Below are 17,657 nucleotides of genomic sequence, written 5' to 3' on the forward strand. Positions count from 1 at the left end.
GCGCCGCGGGGACCGGGGGTACCGGACGACGCTGCGGCACCTGGAGCGGCTGCAGCAGGTGTTCCCGGTGAGCGCCGTTCAGGCGGAGCTGTCGGTGTGGTCGCCGGAGGCGGCGTGGCAGCTGCTGCCGTGGTGTGCGGCGCGCGGGGTGGGGTTCCTGGCGGCGATGCCGCTGGGCAGCGGGTTCCTCACCGGGACGCTCACCCCGGGTGAGGGCTTCGAGCCGCAGGACGTGCGGGCCCGGCACCCGCGGTTCACGGCGGAGGCGATGGCGTCGAACCAGGTGCTGGTGGCGGGGCTGCGGCGGGTGGCGCGCAGGCACGGGGCGGAGGTCACGGCGGCGCAGGTGGCCCTGGCGTGGGTGCTGGCGCAGGGGCCGCAGGTGGTGCCGGTGCCGGGGGCCGGCCGGGCGCGCTGGGCGGCGGAGAACGCGCGGGCGGCGGAGGTGCGGCTCTCGGCCGGGGACCTGGCCGAGATCGCGGCCCTGCCGGTCGAGGTGGGAGCCTGGGACTGACCGACAACCACTCGATCGAGTGTACGAGTGGTGGAACTTCGGGAACTGCCGGAGCTGTTGAGAGGGGTGAAGGGCACGATCGGAGGGACCGGAAGGGAGCAGGGCGATGCGATACGGAAGTTCTCCCGGGCAGGTGGGGTGCGAGGCGCCGGGCGTGCGGCGCAGGGGCGCGCTGGCGGCGGTGGCACTGGCGGGGTGCGGCGCCCTGCTGGCGGCGGGATGCTCGCCGGCCGGCGCCCCCGGGGCGGAGCGCGGGAGCTCTCCACCGGGCACGGCCCCGGCCGGCGCCGGATCGGCGGGGCCGTCGGGCAGTGCGTCCGCCACGCCGGAGGCCACCGGGCCGCCGGCGAAGGGCGCGGTGACGGTCACCGGCGAGGTCGCCAAGGGCCTGGAGTCGCCGTGGGGCGTGGCCGAGCTGCCGGGCGGGGACCTGCTGGTCGCTTCGCGGGACAAGGGGACGATCAGCAGGGTCGCGGTGGGCTCGGGCACGGTGACGCAGATCGGTGAGGTGCCGGGGGTGGCCCCGGGCGGCGAGGGCGGGCTGATGGGCCTCGCGCTGTCGCCCTCCTTCGCTTCGGACCGGCTGGTGTACGTGTACTTCACGACCGAGTCCGACAACCGCATCGCCCGGCTGCGGTACGACGAGCACAGAGCCGCCGGACAGCAACTGGGCGCACCGGACACCGTGTTCCGGGGCATTCCCAAGGGTTTCGTGCACAACGGCGGCCGGATCGCCTTCGGCCCGGACAAGATGCTCTACGCGGGGACGGGCGAGACCGGGGACAAGGGGCTCGCGCAGGACAAGAAGTCCTTGGGCGGCAAGATCCTGCGGATGACCCCGGACGGGGATCCGGTGCACGGCAACCCGGAGGCGGATTCGGTCGTCTACTCCTACGGGCACCGTAATGTGCAGGGCCTCGCCTGGGACAAGGACAAACGGCTGTGGGCGGCCGAGTTCGGCCAGAACACCTGGGACGAGCTGAATCTGATCGAGCCCGGCGCGAATTACGGCTGGCCCGAGGCCGAGGGGAAGGCTGCCAAGCCCGGCTTCCGGGATCCGGTGGCCGTGTGGAAGACCGACGAGGCCTCGCCGAGCGGGATCGCCTGGGCGGAGGGTTCGGTGTGGATGGCCGGGCTGAAGGGCAGCCGGCTGTGGCGCATACCGCTGGCCGGCACGGAGCCGGTGGCGGAGCCCGAGGCCTTCCTGGAGGGGCAGTACGGCCGGCTGCGGACGGTGGTGGCCCTCGGCGGGGACCGGTTGCTGCTGGTCACGAGCGAGACGGACGGCCGGGGGTCGCCGGAGGCGGGCGACGACAGGATCCTGACACTGACGGTGCGGTGACCAGCACGTCCCCGGAAGGGGACCACAGGGACGGTGGGCGCGGTGTTCAACATGATCGAAGAGCTGTTCAACCCGGGGCGCAAGCACACCAACGAGGAGAAGAAGCGGCTGGAGCTGTCCCGGACCGATGTCAATGACAACGATCCGGGACGGGGGCCGATAGACCTCGAATCCGGCAGCGTGCTCATACGCCTTGCCGAGCAGCCTCCGGACGGGAGCTGACCGGGACGGGCGGGGCGAAGAGCCGCAGCCGGTGGGCGAGGGCGGCCGCCTCGCCGCGGCCGGCGACGCCCAGCTTCGCCAGGATGTTCGAGACGTGCACGCTCGCCGTCTTCGGGGAGATGAAGAGCTCCTCGGCGATCTTGCGGTTGGTGCTGCCGGCCGCCACCAAGCGCAGTACGTCCCGTTCGCGGCTGGTCAGGCCGAGGGCCTCGGCCGGGCCGGTCTCGGGGGCGGGTGGAGCGGTGGGCGCGGCGGCGTCGGTCAGCGGGAGCCGGGCGCGCTGGGCCAGCAGGGCCAGGTCCTCGCGCAGCCGGCGTGAACCGATCCGCTCGGCGGTGGCGTAGGCCTCGCGCAGCAGTGCGGCCGCTGGCTCCCGTTCGCCGCCGGCGGCCAGCAGCGCCTCGGCGAGCCGGTGGCGGGCCCGGGCCAGGAGGTACGGGCGCTCCAGCGGGCGGACGGCCTCCTCGACGGCGGTCCAGTCGGCGGGGGTGTCCCGGGCCTCGGCCCGGAGCAGCTCGGCCCGGACGTACTCGGCGTAGGCGGTCCACAGCGGGACCGGGGTGGCGAGGGAGCGTGCGGCGGCGCGCAGCACGCCGACGGCGCAGTCCCGGCCGGCGTCGGCCGCCGGGAGGCCGCGGGCGTCCGCCTCGGCGGAGGCGGCGGCGAGCAGCAGCGGCCAGGCGTAGCGGTGCTGGCCGAGCGGGAAGCCGTACGCGATGGCGGCGGCCGTCTCGGCGCGCACGTCGGCGATCCGGCCCTCCCCCGCGGCGAGCCCGATCGCGAGGCGGTAGAGCGGGATCCGGTGCTGGGGCTGGACGTCGTGGGTGCCGAAGTGGGCGTGGGCGGCGGCGAGCTGGTGCGCCGCCTCGGTCAACTCGCCACGGGCCAGGGCCAGGTAGGCCAGCCGCGCGGAGCCGGAGCCGCGCGGAGCCGCGCTCTGGCCGACGAGCAGGGTACGCCGGGCCGCCTCGGCGGCCTCGTCCCAGCGGCCGAGGCTGTAGAGGCTCTCGGCCATGTTTCCGCAGACCCAGGCCTCGCTGTCCAACAGCCTGTACTTCCTGACCAGTTCGACCCCTTGTTCGCCCAGTTCCACGGCTTCGCGGGACCGGCCCGTGCTTTCCAACTGAGAGGTGAGATTGACATGCGCGCGCCCTGCCAGCTTGGCGAGACCGAGCTTCGTGGCCCGTTCCTTGACCGCGTGCAGCTCGGCGAGTCCGGCCGAGCCGTCGCCGGAGTCGGTGAGCAGGCAGCCGACCGTGATCCGGGCGTTGAGCTCGGTGTCCTCGGCGCCGAGCATGCGCGCGTACTCGACGGCGCGTTCGGCGGCGGCGAGGTTGTCGGGGCCCGGCTGGTGGAGCATGCCCCAGGTCGCGGCCCGGACCAGGACCTCGGCGTGCACCTGCGACGGGGGCAGCCCCCGGACGAGGTCCTGCGCCTTGGCTATCTCCTCCCAGCCGTCGCCGCGGCCGAGGCTGGCGACCAGCCGGGAGCGCTCGGTCCAGAACCACGCGGCCCGCAGCGAGTCGCGCTCCTCCTCCAGCAGGCGCAGCGCCGTCTTCGTGATCTTCAGGGCGCGTTCGCGCTCTCCGCCGTAGCGTGCCGCGACGGTGGCCTCGGCCAGCAGGTCGATCCGCTGGAGCGGGGTGGCGGCCGAGTCGCCGCAGCCGCACGGCGGGTACACCTCGGTGTAGTCCGCCGGGCGGAGCGCCTCCCGGACCTCCTCCGGGGCGCTTTCCCACAGGTCCATGGCCCGCTCCAGCAGGCGCAGCTGTCCGGAGTAGGCGTGCCGGCGGCGGGCAGCCACGGAAGCGGCCAGTACGGCGGGCAGTGCCTTCGCGGGGTCGTTCGCCTGGTACCAGTAGCTGGCCAGCCGGATGACCCGCTCGCCGGAGCGGATCAGCGAATCGTCGGCCTCCATGGCCTCGGCGTAGCGGCGGTTGACCCGGGCCCGCTCGCCGGGCAGCAGGTCGTCGCTGACGGCCTCGCGGACCAGCGAGTGCCGGAAGCGGTAGCCGTCGCCGTCGGGGGTGGCGAGCAGGATGTTGGCCCCGACCGCGGCCCTCAGCGCTTCGATCAGCTCGTCCTCGGTGAGCCCGGCGACGGCGCGCAGCAGCGGGTACTCCACGGTGGAGCCGCCCTCGGCGACGATCCGCACCAGGCGCTGGGTCTCGTCGGGCAGGACCTCGACGCGGACGAGGAGCAGGTCGCGCAGGGATTCGGTGAGTCCGGTGACGCAGCCGCTCTCCCGGGAGGCGACGAGTTCCTCGACGAAGAAGGCGTTGCCGTCGGACCGGTCGAAGACGGAGTCGACGAAGTCCTCGTCGGGCTGCGCGGCGAGGATGCCGGCGAGCTGGCGGCGCACCTCAGCCCGGTTGAAACGGGCCAGTTCGATGCGGTGGACGGTGCGGAGCCGGTCGAGTTCGGCGAGGAGGGGGCGCAGCGGGTGGCGGCGGTGGACGTCGTCCGCGCGGTAGGTGGCGACGATGACGAGCCGGCCGCTGCCGAGGGTGCGGAAGAGGTAGGAGAGCAGGTGCCGGGTGGAGGTGTCCGCCCAGTGCAGGTCCTCCAGGACGAGGACGACGGTGCGGTCGGCGGCGAGCCGCTCCAGCATCCGGGCCGTCAGTTCGAAGAGCCGGGCGGTGCTCTCCTCGTCGTGCGGGCCGCGCGGGGTGTCGCCGAGTTCGGGGAGGATCCGGGCGAGTTCGTCCTCCTGGCCTGCGGTGGCGGCGGCCAGTTCCTCGGGGAGCATGCGGTGCAGGGCGCGCAGGGCGGTCGAGAAGGGGGCGAAGGGAAGCCCCTCCGCCCCGATCTCCACACAGCCTCCGACGGCGACGACGGCGCCGCGGCGTTCTGCCGCGCAGATGAACTCCTCGGTGAGGCGGGTCTTCCCGACCCCGGCCTCACCGCCGATGAGCATCGCCTGCGGCTCCTGGCCGGCGGCGCGGGTCAGGGCGCCGGTGAGTACGGCCAGTTCGTCGGCTCGGCCGACGAACACCGGGCTGACAGATCTGGTCTCCACGTCGCCGAGCATCGCACAGCCGTCCGGGCCGGCGGCACTCGATATCGGTGCGCTTCTCATCACGCATCGGTTCACACGGGGCGGGGTGCGTGGCCCGCGGTGCGGGCGAGGCGGCTCCGGAGTGCTCTCACCGACCCTCGCGGTTCAAGGCTTCGCAAGGAGGCGCGGCGCGCCTTCCCGGCGTCCCGGACCGTGCGGTACGCGGCGGCCTCGCGCAGGAGGTCTGCGGTGCGGGCGCCGGCGGCGATCTCGTACTCGAACATCTCGTACTCCCTGGTGGCGTTTCTCGGGCACCTCGTTCGGTGTGATCCAAGATTCGCGTCCCAGGGGGTACCGGCACATCGGTCGCATGCCGCATCTGCCGGGGGCAGGGGGCCTTAGTCCGGGCGCGGAGCTGCCCGGACCGGGCCGAGTTCGCCTAAGGCAGTGCCTAGCCCGCCGCCTTCGGGATGGCGAGGAGGAGGTCGAAGTACATGAGGACGAAGAGGAGTACGCCGAGGGCGCCCAGTCCGATGCCCGCCCAGGAGACGGACCGCACCCAGGCGGGGAGGATGCGCTCGGGGGTGCTGAAGGCGGGGAGGGCCAGCACGAAGGTGGCGATGATCAGGGCGAGGGCGGAGAAGACGCCGTTCACCATCGCGGTGGTGTGCCACGGGTCGACGAACTGCGCGGCGATCTGCGCGTTGGCGTCGGCGGCCTGGCTCAGCTCGAGCCGGGCGGCGATGCTCGCGCGCTCGGACACGATGCCGGCGACCCAGCTGCCGCTGAGGGCGACGACGCCGAGCCCCGCGGCGACGATCGCGAAGGCCGCGGAACCGACGTGGCTCGGCTGCCCGGCCTCGTCCTCGTCCCCCTCGTCGGCGAAGGTCTCGTCCTCCGGGGCCGCGTCGGTGGGTACGGAGTCGGCTTCTGCCCCGGCGGGCTGGGTGACCTCGGTCTTGGCGAGGTCGACCGGGGCGGCGTCCGCCTCGGTGGCGTTCGCGGCGGGGGTCTTCGTGGTGTCCATGCGGGGCACCGTAGGCGCCCTGTCTGAGAGTTTTCTGAGAATCCGCAGGTTGTGGCCACTGCGGGCCCCGCGGTCTGCGGGGCCCGGGCCGGCGCCCGGTCGATCCGAGCTAGGCCGGTGGGGCCGCGGCCCACTCGTGGGCGAGGAGCGACCAGACCTCGGTGTCCTGGCGGACGCCGCGGTGCAGGTAGTTCTGCCGCATGACGCCCTCGCGGGTCATGCCGAGGCGCTCGGCCACGGCGAGGCTCTTCTTGTTGCCGGTGGCGGCGTGCCACTCGACGCGGTGCATGCCGCGCTCGCCGAAGGCGTAGTCGATGAGCACCTGGCAGGCCTTGGTCACCAGGCCCCGGCCGGCTGCGGCGGGCTCCAGCCAGCAGCCGATCTCACAGTTGCCGCCGTCCGCGTCGAAGGCCGGGAAGAGGACCCCGCCCACGAGGGTGCCGTCGAGCCGGATGCCGAAGAACCGGGCGCCGTCCTCCCCCGCCTTCACCGCGTACTTGGCCAGGAAGGCCCTGGCGGAGTCGAGGTCGGGCGACCGGTCCGGGAAGCCGACGTACTGGCCGATGAACTCGCGTCCGCGTTCGATGTGGGCGAAGAACTCCTCGGCGTGCCGGGCCTCCAGCGGGAACAGCTGGGCGTCGTCGGCGAGGTCTATCGAGAACATGCTCGCTCTTCCTTGGGTCTCGGGCGGCGGGTGGCCGGATCACCTGGAGGTGGTGGCGGGCTCGGCGCCGTCCTCGCTCGTGGCGGGGACCGCGAAGGTCCGCTGTGCCGGAAGTTTCGCACGCGTGCGGCATTCGGGGGGCTCGATGCTGATCTTGGGCAGCCGCCGGTCGAGCCAGGCGGGCAGCCACCAGTTGGCGCCGCCGAGCATGTGCATGAGGGCCGGGACGAGGAGGGTGCGCAGCACGAAGGCGTCGAGGGCCACGGCCGCGGCGAGCGCGATGCCGAACATCGCGATGATCCGGTCGCCGCTGAGGACGAAGGCGAGGAAGACCGAGATCATGATCACGGCCGCCGAGTTGATGACCCGGCTGGTCTCGGCGAGGCCCACGCGCACGGCCCGCCGGTTGTCGCCGGTGTCCAGCCACTCCTCGTACATCCGGCTGACGAGGAAGACCTGGTAGTCCATCGACAGTCCGAAGAGGACGGACACCATGATCACGGGGAGGAAGGGTTCGATGGGGCCGGCGCTGCCCAGGCCCAGCAGCTCGCTCCCCCAGCCCCACTGGAAGATCGCGACCACGATGCCGAAGGAGGAGGCGACGGCGGCGACGTTCATGACCGCCGCCTTCACCGGGATGCCGATGGAGCGGAAGGCCAGCAGCAGGAGCACGCAGCCGAGGGCGACGACCACGCCGACGAAGAGCGGCAGCTTGCCGATGATGACCTCGGCGAAGTCGTCGTAGGCCGCCGTCACGCCTCCGACGTGGACCTCCATGGAGTTGCCGTGTCCGGCGCGCGGGATGACGTCCTGGCGGAGGGTGTCGACGAGGTCGCTCGTGGCCCGGGACTGGGGGGCGGAGTCCGGTACGACGGTCAGGGCGGCGGTGTCCCCGCTGCGGTTGAGCACGGCGGGGCCGGTGGCGGCGACGCCCTTCGTCGTACGGAGTGCCTCTGCCAGGTGCTCGACGGCGATCCGGTCGCCGGCGCCGTCCAGGCGGGCGACGACGGTGAGCGGGCCGTTCGTGCCGGGACCGAACCCGTCCGCCAAGAGGTCGTAGGCCTTGCGGGTGGTGGAGGTGGCCGGGTTGTTGCCCTGGTCGGAGGTGCCCAGGTGGAGGGAGAAGGTGGGCAGGGCCAGCACCAGCATGACCGCGGTGGCGAGGAGGCCGAGCAGCTTGGGGTGGCGTTCCACGAAGACGGACCAGCGTGCGGCGAAGCCGGACGTCTGCTCGGGCCGCGGGCCCTCGGCGGCGAGTCTGCGGCGCTCGCGGCCCGAGAGGGCGCGCGTGCCGATGTACGAGAGGAGGGCGGGCAGCAGGGTGACCGAGGCGGCGACCGTCAGGACGACCGTCACGGAGGCCGCTATCGCGACGCCGTTGAGGAAGTTCAGCCTCAGCACGAGCATGCCGAGCAGGGCGATGCAGACGGTGGCACCGGCGAAGACGACGGCCCGGCCGGTGGTGGCGACGGCGTTCTCGGCCGCCTCCTCGACGGGGAGGCCGCGTGCGAGCCCCTTGCGGTGCCGGGTGACGATGAAGAGGGCGTAGTCGATGCCGACGCCGAGGCCGATAAGGGTGCCGAGCATCGGCGCGAAGTCGGCGACGGGCATCGCGTGCCCGAGGAGGGTGATGCCGAAATAGGCGGTGCCCACGCTGACCAGGGCGGTCGCGATGGGCAGCAGGCTCGCGGCGAGCGAGCCGAAGGCAAAAAAGAGGACCAGGGCCGCGACGGCCACGCCGATGACCTCGGCGAGGTGTGCCGTGGGGGCCTCGGTGAGCTGGATGGCGCGGCCGCCCAGTTCGACCTGCAGGCCGCCGGCCTCGGTGGCGGGGTTCTTCGCCGCGTCGACGACGGCTCTGGCCTGGGCCTTGGGTACGGAGTCCGCCTGCTGGTCGAAGGTCACCACGGCATAGGCGGTGCGCCCGTCGGGGCTGATCCGTGCGGCGCTCTCGGGGCCCGGGCCGTAGGGTCCGGCGACGGATCCGACGCCCGGGAGCGCGGCGACGGCGTCGAGTGCCCGGGTCATGCGCTGCTCGATGTCCGGGGTGCGCGCGCTCTGATGGTCCGGGGCCCGCCACACGATGGTGTCGGTGTCGCCGCCCTGGCCGCGGAAGCCCTCGCGCAGGAGGTCGTTCGCCCTCCCCGATTCAGTGCCGGGGACCTCGTAGTCGTTGGAGAACGCCGATCCGGCGGTGCCCGCGGCCGCAGCGGTGCCGCCGAGCGCGAGCAGCCAGATCAGGACGGTGAGGAGACGGTGGCGCATGCACCAGCGTGCGATTACTGCCAACGGACGTGCTCCCTGATGGTTCGGGTCTTCACCGGGAGGCGGCCCGTCGCAAAGAACGCATGAACTCGTGCAGACGCGGCCGAGTGCCCGGGGGATCGCCCCGGAGATTCGGCCCAGACGGTCTACACCTACACGATCTCAGCGTTTCGTGATCGTTGGCCCCTTTCGTGTGCATCGTCACAGGGAGCCGGGGAAGGCGCGCGACCTCCGTCACGGGGACCGCCTAGTGGGCGGCCGCCAGGTCGTCGGGCTCGTCCACTCGGTAGCCGGGGATCGACGGCCAGCGGACGGTGAGGACCACCGCGTCCTCCTCCGCGTACCAGGAGTGGTCGACGCCGCGGCCCCAGAGCACGTAGTCCCCCTGCTCGGCGAGGACGACGGTCCGTCCCGGGAACTCCAGCCGGAACCGTCCGCTGATCAGCACCAGCAGTGCGGTGCGCTTCTCGGCGGTCGCCCACCGCTCCCGTTCGTCGCCCTTCGGGTGGACACCCCATTTGATCTCCACGTCCTCGCTGTGACGGGGATCGGCGGGGTCCTTGAAGTGGCCCAGGAGCCAGCCGCGGTCGGCGGCGGCATCGGGGGTGGCCTTGCCGGTGTAGATGGTGGAGTCGTCGTTCACGGGGTGAGGCTAATGCAGTTGTGCCGGGTGGTCGGACCCTGGTGAGCTGGGAGTGATGACGATGGATCGCGATGAACTTCTAAAGGTGCGCGCCCGCTACGACGCCGAGGTGCGCGAGGGGGCGCAGCCGGACAGCGCGCAGGCCCGGGTGGAGCGGGCGGGCCGGGTCGTACGGCAGAGCGCGCCCGGGCTCGGGTGGAACGGCGTTCTCTGGTCGGACCTCGACGAGGAGAACGCGGATGCGGAGATCGCCGCGCAGGTGGCGTTCTTCGCGGAACGCGGATGTCCCGAGTTCGAGTGGAAGCTCTACGACCACGACGGGCCGGCGGATCTCGGGGAACGGCTGCGGGCGGCGGGCTTCGTACCGGAGCCGCCGGAGACCCTGATGGTGGGACGGGCGGCCGAACTGGCGCAGCTGCCGGTGGAGCCGCCGGAGGGGATCACGCTGCGGGTGGTGACGGACGAGGCCGGGGTCGACCTGATGATGGAGGTCCACGCGGGTGCCTTCGGGACCGAGCGGCCGCGGATCCGGGAGCACCTGCTCGACCAGGTGCGGAACGAGCCGGAGTGCATCGCCGCGGTGCTGGCGATGGCCGGCGACACCCCGGTGAGCGCGGCCCGGATGGAGATGCGGCCGGGAACGGCCTTCGCGGGCCTCTGGGGCGGCGGCACGCTCGCGCAGTGGCGCGGCCGCGGCATCTACCGCCTGCTGGTGGCCCACCGCGCCCGCCTGGCGGCGGAGCGCGGCATCCCGTACCTCCAGGTGGACGCGTCGGACGACAGCCGGCCGATCCTGGAACGGCTGGGGTTCGGGGCCCTGGGCGTGACGGTGCCGTACCTGTGGACGGCCGCCGGCACCGCCTGACCCCCCACGGGGACGGCCGCCGGCACCGCCTGACCTCTGTGCCCCCGCCCGCGTGCGGGACTCATGTGGTCCGCTTTCCCCACGGGCTTCCCCGGCCCGGGGCCAACGGGCAGGATCGCCCGCATGGAACGCATCAGCCCCGCCCCTGACCGGCAACGAGCGCGAAACCCTCCGAGCCTTCCTCGACTACCACCGGGCCACCCTCGCCTGGAAGTGCGAGGGCCTCACCGACGAGCAGTTGCGCCAGAGCTCGATGCCCCCGTCCACGCTGTCCCTGCTGGGCCTGGTCCGGCACATGGCCGAGGTCGAGCGGCACTGGTTCCGTCGCGTCCTGGGCGGCGAGGACCTCCCGCACCTGTGGTCGGACACCCACGACTTCCAGGCCGCCTACGACGCCTCCGGCTCCAGCCGTACCGAGGCCTTCACCGCCTGGCGGGACGAGGTCGCGCACGCCCGCCGGATCGAGTCGGCCGCCGAGTCCCTGGACGTGAAGGCGTACGTGCCGAGCTGGCGGGAGGAGGCTTCGCTGCGCCTGGTCATGCTGCACCTCATCCATGAGTACGCCCGCCACAACGGCCACGCCGACTTCCTCCGCGAGGCGATCGACGGCACCACGGGCGCCTAGGGCACCAGGGCACTTAGGGCGCGTGCCGGCGCGCGGCCCCGGTGCCGTGTCTCAGCCGCCCGCGCCCGGCCGCCAGTAGCCGAGCCCGTTCACCCGGTACTTCGGCAGCGCGAGTTCCTTGCGCAGGTACGCCGTCAGGCCGCGCGTCGTCGCCGTGTCGCAGGCCAGCCAGACGTACGCGGACTCCGGGTCCCCGAGCAGCTCCGGCAGTTCGGCCCGGACCCGGTCGGTCAGCGCCGCTCCGCCCCGCGGCACGCGGCGGATGTCGCGCAGGCCCGCGTCCCCCCGTACCGGCAGTTCCGCGTCCGAGGTGTGCTGCGTCTCGAACCAGAGGGTCGCCGGCGTCTGCGGATAGGCGTCGAGCAGCGAGTTGATCGCCGGGAGGGAGGCCGGGTCGCCTATGACCAGCAGGCGCTCGGGGGACGGGACCGGGCCGGCGAATCCCGTGCCCTGGACGGTGGCCTCGATGGTGTCACCCGGCTCGGCGCCGCGCGCCCAGGCGCTGGCGACCCCGTCGTGCAGGGCGAACTCGAAGCAGAACGTGCCCGCTTCGGGATCCGGGTCGACCAGCGTGTAGGCCCGCTGGTGCGGACGGCCCGCGCCCTCGAACCAGACCCGCACCCACATCGTCGGATGCAGCGACTCGCCGGCGGCCGCCAGCAGGCCGCCGTCGGTGAAGTACACCCGGCGGTAGTGCTCCGTGACGTCTTCCGCCCCCGTGACCGTGAACGTGAAGTCCTTGCCCCGCATGAGCTTCAGGACCACGCCCTCCCAGCCCTTGCCGACCGCCATGTCCAGCCCCTCCCCTGTACGCGTCTATAGTTAGGGCAGCCTAACCTAATGCACCCTGGGAAGAGTGTGAGCAGCGTGAGCAGTGTGAGCAGCGAGAACGACTCGGAGACCTCCGAATCGTACGAGGTCTTCCGCGACCCCTGGGGCATACCCCACCTCCGCGCATCCGACGAGCTCCGGCTCGCCCACGCCCAGGGCCGTGTCACGGCCTTCGACCGCGCGTGGCAGCTGGAGGTCGAACGGCACCGCGCCCAGGGCTCCAGCGCCTCCTTCCTCGGCGCGGACTCCGTCGGCTGGGACCGCTTCGCCCGCCAGTGCCGGCTCGCCGACACCGCCCGCCTCTGCTACGAGGCGCTGGAAGCCGATGATCCCGCCACCGCCGCCTGGGTCCGCGCGTACGTGGACGGCGTCAACGACGGGCTCGCCGCCGGAGCCGCCCGCGACGAGCGCTTCGCCCGCACCGGCCTCACCCCCGCCCCTTGGGAGCCGTGGGTGCCGCTCGCCATCTGGATCGCCACGCACATCCTGTTCGCCGGCTTCGCCACCAAGCTGTGGCGCGAACGCGTGGCCCGCGCCCTCGGCGACGAGGCGGTCACCCTCTTCGCCACCGACGGCCCCGGCACCGCCGGCAGCAACGGCTGGCTGGTGCCGGGCGACCGCACCACCACCGGTTCGGCGATCATCGCGGGCGACCCGCACCGGTTCATCGAGGACCCGGGCGTCTACCAGCAGATACGTCTCTCCTGCCCGGACTACGACGTCCTCGGCCTGGCCGTCCCCGGCGTCCCCGGCCTCGCCCACTTCGGCCACACCGGCACCGCCGCCTGGGCCATCACCAACGCGATGGCCGACTACCAGGACCTGTACGTCGAGCAGTTGCGCCGCGGCGCCGGATCCGCCGTCGAGGCACTCGGCCCGGACGGCGCGTGGGAGCCCGTCGCCCGCCACACCGAGACCATCACCGTGGCCGGCGGCGAGGACGTCGAGGTGGAGATCCTGGAGACCGCCCGCGGTCCCGTGATCATCCACGCGGACGGGGACACCGGGGCCGACGCGCACGCCGAAGGCAGCACGCAGACCCTCTCCCTCCGCTACCCGCCCCGGGTCCGCCGGGACCTCGGCTTCGCCGCCCTCCCCGCCCTCCTGCGCGCCCGCACGGTCGCCGACATCGACCGCGCCCTCGACGGCTGGGCCGAGCCGGTCAACGTCGTGCACGCCGCCGACACCGAGGGCGGGCTGCTGCACCGCGTCGCGGGCGCCGTGCCGCTGCGCCACCGCACCAACCGGTTGCGCCCCGTGCCCGCCTGGGAGCCCGGGCACGCCTGGCAGGGCTGGGCCGCGACCCCCGCCGAGCCCGTTCAGGGCTTCGCCGTGATGGCCAACGCGCGCGGGATCGCCTCCCCGCTCGGCGTGGAGTTCGCGCCCCCGCACCGCGCCGACCGCATCCGCGAGCTGCTCAGCGGCTCCGCGGACTGGTCCCCGAAGGCGATGGCCGACGTACACCGGGACACGCACCTGGCCTCGGCCGCGCCCCTGCTCGCCCTGCTGCCCGGCTTCGAGGACCTGACCCCGGCGGCGCAGGCCCTGCGCGAGCGGCTGCTGGCCTGGGACCGGCACATGGCGGCCGACAGCACCGACGCCACCGTCTTCTCGGCCTTCCGGACCGCGACCGTACGCCGGTTCGCCGCCGACCCCGTCTTCGCGGAGCTGTGGGGGGCGCCGACCGGCCCGGACGTGTTCCACCCCTGGCTGTACCTGGTCCCCCGCATCGGCTACGCCCTCGAAGGCCTGCTCACCACCTCCCTCGTCCCCGGCCTCGACCGGGCGGCGCACGTCCGTGCCGCCCTGGAGGAGACGGCCGCCGCCGGCGCCCCCGACGCCCCCTGGTCGCAGGTGCACCGCCTCACCCCCTGGCAGGCGCTGCCCGACCAGGAGGCCACGGACTGGCCCGGGCTCGGCGGCGACCACGACTGCGTGAACGCCACCTCCTCCGTCCCGGGCTTCACCGACCGCACCGCCCGCGCATCGGCGGCCCGTTACGTCTGGGACCTCGCCCGCCGCGAGGACAGCCTCTGGGCCGTCCCGCTCGGTGCGGACGGCGTCACCGGCTCACCCCACCACCGCGATCAGCTCCCGCTGTGGGCTGACTGCGCACTCGTCCCCGTCGTCACCGACTGGACCCGGCTCACCAAGGAATCGATATGACCTCCCCCGTCTCCGTCAGACAGCCCGTTCACACCGAGCACGTCGAGGGCTTCGGCACCGTCGTCTTCACCCCCGTCGACCCGGCCGCCGACTCCGCCCTGATCCACAGCTGGGTCACGCAGGAGCGGGCCCGCTTCTGGGGCATGGGCGAGGCCAGCCGCGAGCTGGTCCAGGAGATCTACGAGGACGTCGACCGGCGCACCACCCACCACGCGTTCATGGTCAGCCGTGACGGCGAGCGGGTCGCGCTCTTCCAGACGTACGACTGCGCCGAGGACCGGGTCAGCGAGTGCTACGAGGTCCAGCCCGGGGACGTCGGCGCGCACCTGCTGATCGGCCCGGCCGTCGGCGGGGTCCAGCACGGCTTCACCGCGGCCCTGATGACCGCGTTCATCTCGTTCGTGTTCGCCGACAGCGCCACCCGCCGCGTGGTCGTCGAACCGGACGCCCGCAACGTCAAGGCCATCGCCCTCATGGAGCGCACCGGGTTCACGCTGGGACCGGAGGTCGAACTCCCGGAGATCGACCTGCCCGAGGTCTACCTCCCCGCCAAGCAGGCCCGCCTGGCGTTCTTCACCGCCCCGGGTACCGCGTCAGGAACTCACTGACCAGAGCCGCCCATTCGGCCGGGCGCTCGGCGAACGGAAGGTGCCCTGTGGGCAGTTCCACGAGCCGTGCGCCCGGCAGCGCGTCGGCCAGTTCCCGCTGGGACGCCAGGGGTACGAGCCGGTCCCCGGTCGTCGCGATGACGAGGGCCGGTACGTCGATCCGGGCCAGCTCGGCCCGCAGGTCGGTCCCCTTGATCAGCGCGGCGTGGTCCCCGCCCCCGGGCTGCAGGGTCACCGCGGTCCCCCGTACGACCTCCTCCAGCTGCTCGGGGCTCAGCGCCTCCAGCTGCTCCGCGCTGAGCAGGAGCGGTACGAGGAACCGCGCGAGCAGCTCGTCCTCCGCGAGCCGGGCCAGCCCGGACCACAGCTCGCCGACGAGGCCGAAGGCGTGGTCGGCCCGCGCGAAGCTCGCGGTGAGCACGAGCGCCGTGACCCGCTCGGGGTGGCGCGCGGCGACCCGTACGGCGACATTGCCGCCGAGCGAGTAGCCGAGGAGGGCGAAGCGCTCCAGGCCCTCGGCGTCGGCGGCGGCGACCAACTGGTCGGCCAGCTCGTCGAGTTCGAGCGGTCCGGCGGCCTGCGGGGTGGCGCCGGCGCCCGGGTAGTCGACGGCGACGACGCTGTGCGCGGCGGCGAGGGCGTCCAGGAGCGGACCGAAGTTCGACTCCACCGAACCTCCGGCGCCGTGGGCGAGGAGGAGTCCCGGCCCGCCGCTCTCCTTGCGGACCGTGCGGGCGTATGCGGTGCCGGTGCCGGTGCTGGTGCTGGTGCTGGCGCTGGCGCTGGCGCTGGTGCTGGTGCTGGCGCTGGTGCTGGTGCTGGTGACGGACATGGCTGTACCCCCTGATTTCCGTAACGATCACTACAGAAAGAACGTTACCCGAACGCCTTAACGATCGCTACAGAAAGAGGGGCCCCAGCGGAGATCCCGATTCCCATTGACCCCGCACGCCTCGCCCCGGGAAGCTGATGCCCTCTCAAAGTGCGTTGAGGTGGGGGACATTGACCAGTCAGAACCTGCACATCGGACCGGACTCGGCGGCTGACCGGTACCGCCTGCTCCGGTCCATCGGGCGTGGCGGGGAGGCCGTGCTCTATCTCGCGGAGATCGAGCTCGCCGGCGGATCCGAGCCCGTGGTCGTCAAGGTGCTCGACTCCAAGACGACCATCACGCCCGACGTCTTCGACCGCATCAGCCAGAAGTGGAACGAGCAGGCCGAACTGCTGCGCTTCGTGCACCGGCCCGGCGTCGTGGGCGTACGTGAGCACTTCGAGGGGCCGCCGATCCACCGGCCCGGGGAGTCCTCGACCCTGACCGGGCGGGCGCTCGTCCTCGTGATGAACCACGTCGACGGCCTGGACCTGCGGGACTGGCGGGCCGAGCGGACGCTCGCCACCGCCGCCGAGCGGCGCGAGGTGATGCGCACCCTGGAGCAGCTGGCCGACGTCCTGGACTGGCTGCACTCGGGGAAGGCCACCCCGTCCGGGCGCCAGGTCATCCACGGCGACCTCTCCCCCGGCAACGTGATGGTCGACGCCCACGGGCAGGCCACGCTCGTGGACTTCGGCCTGAGCAAGCTGACCGCCGACCACCAGACGGCGGAGGTCTGGTTCACCCCGGGCTACGCGGCGCCCGAGGTCTTCGACGGCAAGCGGACGCCGGGCACGGACCGGTACGCCTTCGGGGCGATCGCCTACTTCCTGCTGAGCGGGCAGTCGCCGCCCGCCACCCCGGAGCAGCTGGCGCACGCACTGACGGCCCTGCCGCAGATCGCCGTGCTGGACGCCGAGCAGCGGGCGCGGATCGCGTCGATCTACGCGGCCGACCCGGGGAAGCGGCCGGTGAACCTGGCCGGCTGGATGAAGGACGTCCGCCACGCCGTGGTGTCCACGACCACCTCCACCTCGCAGCGGGCCGTCCAGAACACCCGGCCGCCGCGTCCGGCCGCTCCGCCGCCGCCGGTGGTCCCGCCGCAGCCCGCGACCCCGCCGCCGCTGGCTGCGCCGCCCGCGTACACCCCGACCGCGCAGGAGGCTCCGGCAGCAGCGCCCCCGGAGCCGGTCCCCGCGCCGGCCGTCGTGCCGCTCGGGGCCACCGCCCCGGAGACGGAGCCGGCCCCGGAGGCCGTCCCGGCGCCCGTGCCCGCCGGGTACGGGCCGACGTACAACCTGAGCCCGGCACCGGCGCCGGCCCCGCAGCCGGCGCGTCCCAAGAAGCGGCGGACCGGCCTGGTCCTGGGCTCGGTGGCCGCGGTCCTGGTGCTGGCCGCCCTCGCGGTGGCCGGCGTACAGCTCCTGAAGGACAAGGACCGGGAAACGGGACGGGCCTCGGGCGCGGACGGGCCGGCAGCCGCCGCCTCCAGCAGGCAGCCGTCCTCGGCGGACGCGACACCGACGCCGACGCCCGACAGCCCTTCGGCCACGGGTGACGCCCTCGTGGAGCCCACCGCCAGCGCGTCGAAGCCCGCCAACGGCACCGCGCCCGGCGTCAACGCGGCCGATCTGACCGTCATGAACCCCGTGAACGGACTGGGTGAGTTCGCGGTCGGGGCGGCGAAGATCAACACCAAGCAGTACGGCGCGGCGTTCATCGCCGACCTGGGCTGCAACGGCGACGCGATCGCGGAGTTCGACCTCAACCGCGAGTGGAAGTTCCTGGACTTCACGGCCGGGGTCGACGACGGCTCCACCAACGAGAAGGGGCGCGTCAGCATCTCGCTCGACGGCCAGCCGGCCGCCTTCTCCGAACTCGTCGCGCTCGGCAAGCCGATCACCAAGAGGGTGGAGGTGAACGGAGCCCTGCGGCTGCGCATCAAGGTGGACGCGGGCTGCGACACGGGCAAGGTGGTCATCGCCGCCCCGCAGCTGACGCGCTGACCCCGCGGCC

16 protein-coding genes are annotated in these 17,657 nt (G+C 73.2%); 8 read left to right on the forward strand and 8 right to left on the reverse strand.

Translation table 11 applies throughout. The features are described 5' to 3' along the window. The 3 genes from PV721_RS07580 to PV721_RS07590 form a co-directional block, all read left to right on the forward strand. On the forward strand, positions 1-514 hold a 514-nt coding region (locus PV721_RS07580), incomplete at its 5' end, for an aldo/keto reductase (RefSeq protein WP_319722059.1). A 106-nt stretch (positions 515-620) separates the two neighbouring features. After that, positions 621-1,856: a PQQ-dependent sugar dehydrogenase gene (locus PV721_RS07585; protein WP_319722060.1), complete on the forward strand. Its 1,236-nt coding sequence runs from the start codon at positions 621-623 to the stop codon at positions 1,854-1,856. A 51-nt stretch (positions 1,857-1,907) separates the two neighbouring features. Beyond that, positions 1,908-2,078 carry a DUF6191 domain-containing protein gene (locus PV721_RS07590; RefSeq protein ID WP_319722107.1) on the forward strand — a complete coding sequence of 57 codons (171 nt, stop codon included), beginning with the start codon at positions 1,908-1,910 and terminating at the stop codon, positions 2,076-2,078. On the opposite strand, the gene PV721_RS07595 is transcribed toward PV721_RS07590, so the two are convergent. The 6 genes from PV721_RS07595 to PV721_RS07620 form a co-directional block, all read right to left on the reverse strand. Continuing rightward, positions 2,041-5,109 carry a helix-turn-helix transcriptional regulator gene (locus tag PV721_RS07595; RefSeq protein WP_416371056.1) on the reverse strand — a complete coding sequence of 1,023 codons (3,069 nt, stop codon included), beginning with the start codon at positions 5,107-5,109 and terminating at the stop codon, positions 2,041-2,043. The genes PV721_RS07590 and PV721_RS07595 overlap by 38 nt on opposite strands. Before the next feature lie 59 nt (positions 5,110-5,168). After that, complete coding sequence (locus PV721_RS07600; protein WP_319722062.1) at positions 5,169-5,360, reverse strand: hypothetical protein; 192 nt, start codon at positions 5,358-5,360, stop codon at positions 5,169-5,171. 167 nt (positions 5,361-5,527) lie between these two features. Next, the gene (locus tag PV721_RS07605; RefSeq protein WP_319722063.1) at positions 5,528-6,103 is read right to left on the reverse strand and encodes a hypothetical protein; all 576 of its coding nucleotides are present in this window, start codon (positions 6,101-6,103) and stop codon (positions 5,528-5,530) included. Positions 6,104-6,212: 109 nt separating this feature from the next. Further along, positions 6,213-6,767 carry a GNAT family protein gene (locus PV721_RS07610; RefSeq protein ID WP_319722064.1) on the reverse strand — a complete coding sequence of 185 codons (555 nt, stop codon included), beginning with the start codon at positions 6,765-6,767 and terminating at the stop codon, positions 6,213-6,215. A gap of 39 nt (positions 6,768-6,806) precedes the next feature. After that, on the reverse strand, positions 6,807-9,056 hold the full coding sequence (locus PV721_RS07615) for an MMPL family transporter (protein WP_319722065.1): 2,250 nt from the start codon (positions 9,054-9,056) through the stop codon (positions 6,807-6,809). Positions 9,057-9,279: 223 nt separating this feature from the next. Further along, positions 9,280-9,675 (reverse strand): signal peptidase I, encoded by a 396-nt coding sequence (locus PV721_RS07620; protein WP_319722066.1) that lies wholly within the window; start codon positions 9,673-9,675, stop codon positions 9,280-9,282. 61 nt (positions 9,676-9,736) lie between these two features. Between PV721_RS07620 and PV721_RS07625 the strand changes: the two genes are divergently transcribed. After that, entirely contained in the window at positions 9,737-10,540 is an 804-nt protein-coding gene (locus PV721_RS07625; protein WP_319722067.1) for a GNAT family N-acetyltransferase, read from the forward strand. Positions 10,541-10,685: 145 nt separating this feature from the next. After that, the gene (locus PV721_RS07630; protein ID WP_319722108.1) at positions 10,686-11,165 is read left to right on the forward strand and encodes a DinB family protein; all 480 of its coding nucleotides are present in this window, start codon (positions 10,686-10,688) and stop codon (positions 11,163-11,165) included. A 51-nt stretch (positions 11,166-11,216) separates the two neighbouring features. On the opposite strand, the gene PV721_RS07635 is transcribed toward PV721_RS07630, so the two are convergent. After that, positions 11,217-11,957, reverse strand: coding sequence for a siderophore-interacting protein (locus PV721_RS07635; protein WP_319722068.1), 741 nt, complete (start codon positions 11,955-11,957; stop codon positions 11,217-11,219). Between the two features lie 75 nt (positions 11,958-12,032). Here PV721_RS07635 and PV721_RS07640 point away from each other — a divergent pair, with 75 nt between their 5' ends. Next, positions 12,033-14,162 carry a penicillin acylase family protein gene (locus PV721_RS07640; protein ID WP_416371053.1) on the forward strand — a complete coding sequence of 710 codons (2,130 nt, stop codon included), beginning with the start codon at positions 12,033-12,035 and terminating at the stop codon, positions 14,160-14,162. Further along, on the forward strand, positions 14,159-14,770 hold the full coding sequence (locus PV721_RS07645; protein ID WP_319722069.1) for a GNAT family N-acetyltransferase: 612 nt from the start codon (positions 14,159-14,161) through the stop codon (positions 14,768-14,770). Before PV721_RS07640 ends, PV721_RS07645 begins: the two co-directional genes overlap by 4 nt. Here PV721_RS07645 and PV721_RS07650 read toward each other — a convergent pair. After that, positions 14,736-15,602: an alpha/beta fold hydrolase gene (locus PV721_RS07650; RefSeq protein ID WP_319722070.1), complete on the reverse strand. Its 867-nt coding sequence runs from the start codon at positions 15,600-15,602 to the stop codon at positions 14,736-14,738. The genes PV721_RS07645 and PV721_RS07650 overlap by 35 nt on opposite strands. Positions 15,603-15,772: 170 nt before the next feature. Here PV721_RS07650 and PV721_RS07655 point away from each other — a divergent pair, with 170 nt between their 5' ends. Continuing rightward, a complete protein-coding gene (locus PV721_RS07655) occupies positions 15,773-17,647 on the forward strand; it encodes a protein kinase domain-containing protein (RefSeq protein WP_319722071.1) in 1,875 nt (624 codons plus the stop codon). Positions 17,648-17,657: the final 10 nt, after the last annotated feature.

Source organism: Streptomyces sp. MB09-01, assembly GCF_033794505.1.
GTDB lineage: Bacteria > Actinomycetota > Actinomycetes > Streptomycetales > Streptomycetaceae > Streptomyces.

Bases quoted from the DNA above. Each gene is read 5' to 3' on its own strand.
- PV721_RS07585 (WP_319722060.1), top strand. From the start codon at position 621: ATGCGATACGGAAGTTCTCCCGGGCAGGTGGGGTGCGAGGCGCCGGGC.
- PV721_RS07590 (WP_319722107.1), top strand. From the start codon at position 1,908: ATGATCGAAGAGCTGTTCAACCCGGGGCGCAAGCACACCAACGAGGAG.
- PV721_RS07595 (WP_416371056.1), bottom strand. From the start codon at position 5,109: ATGCTCGGCGACGTGGAGACCAGATCTGTCAGCCCGGTGTTCGTCGGC.
- PV721_RS07600 (WP_319722062.1), bottom strand. From the start codon at position 5,360: ATGTTCGAGTACGAGATCGCCGCCGGCGCCCGCACCGCAGACCTCCTG.
- PV721_RS07605 (WP_319722063.1), bottom strand. From the start codon at position 6,103: ATGGACACCACGAAGACCCCCGCCGCGAACGCCACCGAGGCGGACGCC.
- PV721_RS07610 (WP_319722064.1), bottom strand. From the start codon at position 6,767: ATGTTCTCGATAGACCTCGCCGACGACGCCCAGCTGTTCCCGCTGGAG.
- PV721_RS07625 (WP_319722067.1), top strand. From the start codon at position 9,737: ATGGATCGCGATGAACTTCTAAAGGTGCGCGCCCGCTACGACGCCGAG.
- PV721_RS07635 (WP_319722068.1), bottom strand. From the start codon at position 11,957: ATGGCGGTCGGCAAGGGCTGGGAGGGCGTGGTCCTGAAGCTCATGCGG.
- PV721_RS07645 (WP_319722069.1), top strand. From the start codon at position 14,159: ATGACCTCCCCCGTCTCCGTCAGACAGCCCGTTCACACCGAGCACGTC.
- PV721_RS07650 (WP_319722070.1), bottom strand. From the start codon at position 15,602: ATGTCCGTCACCAGCACCAGCACCAGCGCCAGCACCAGCACCAGCGCC.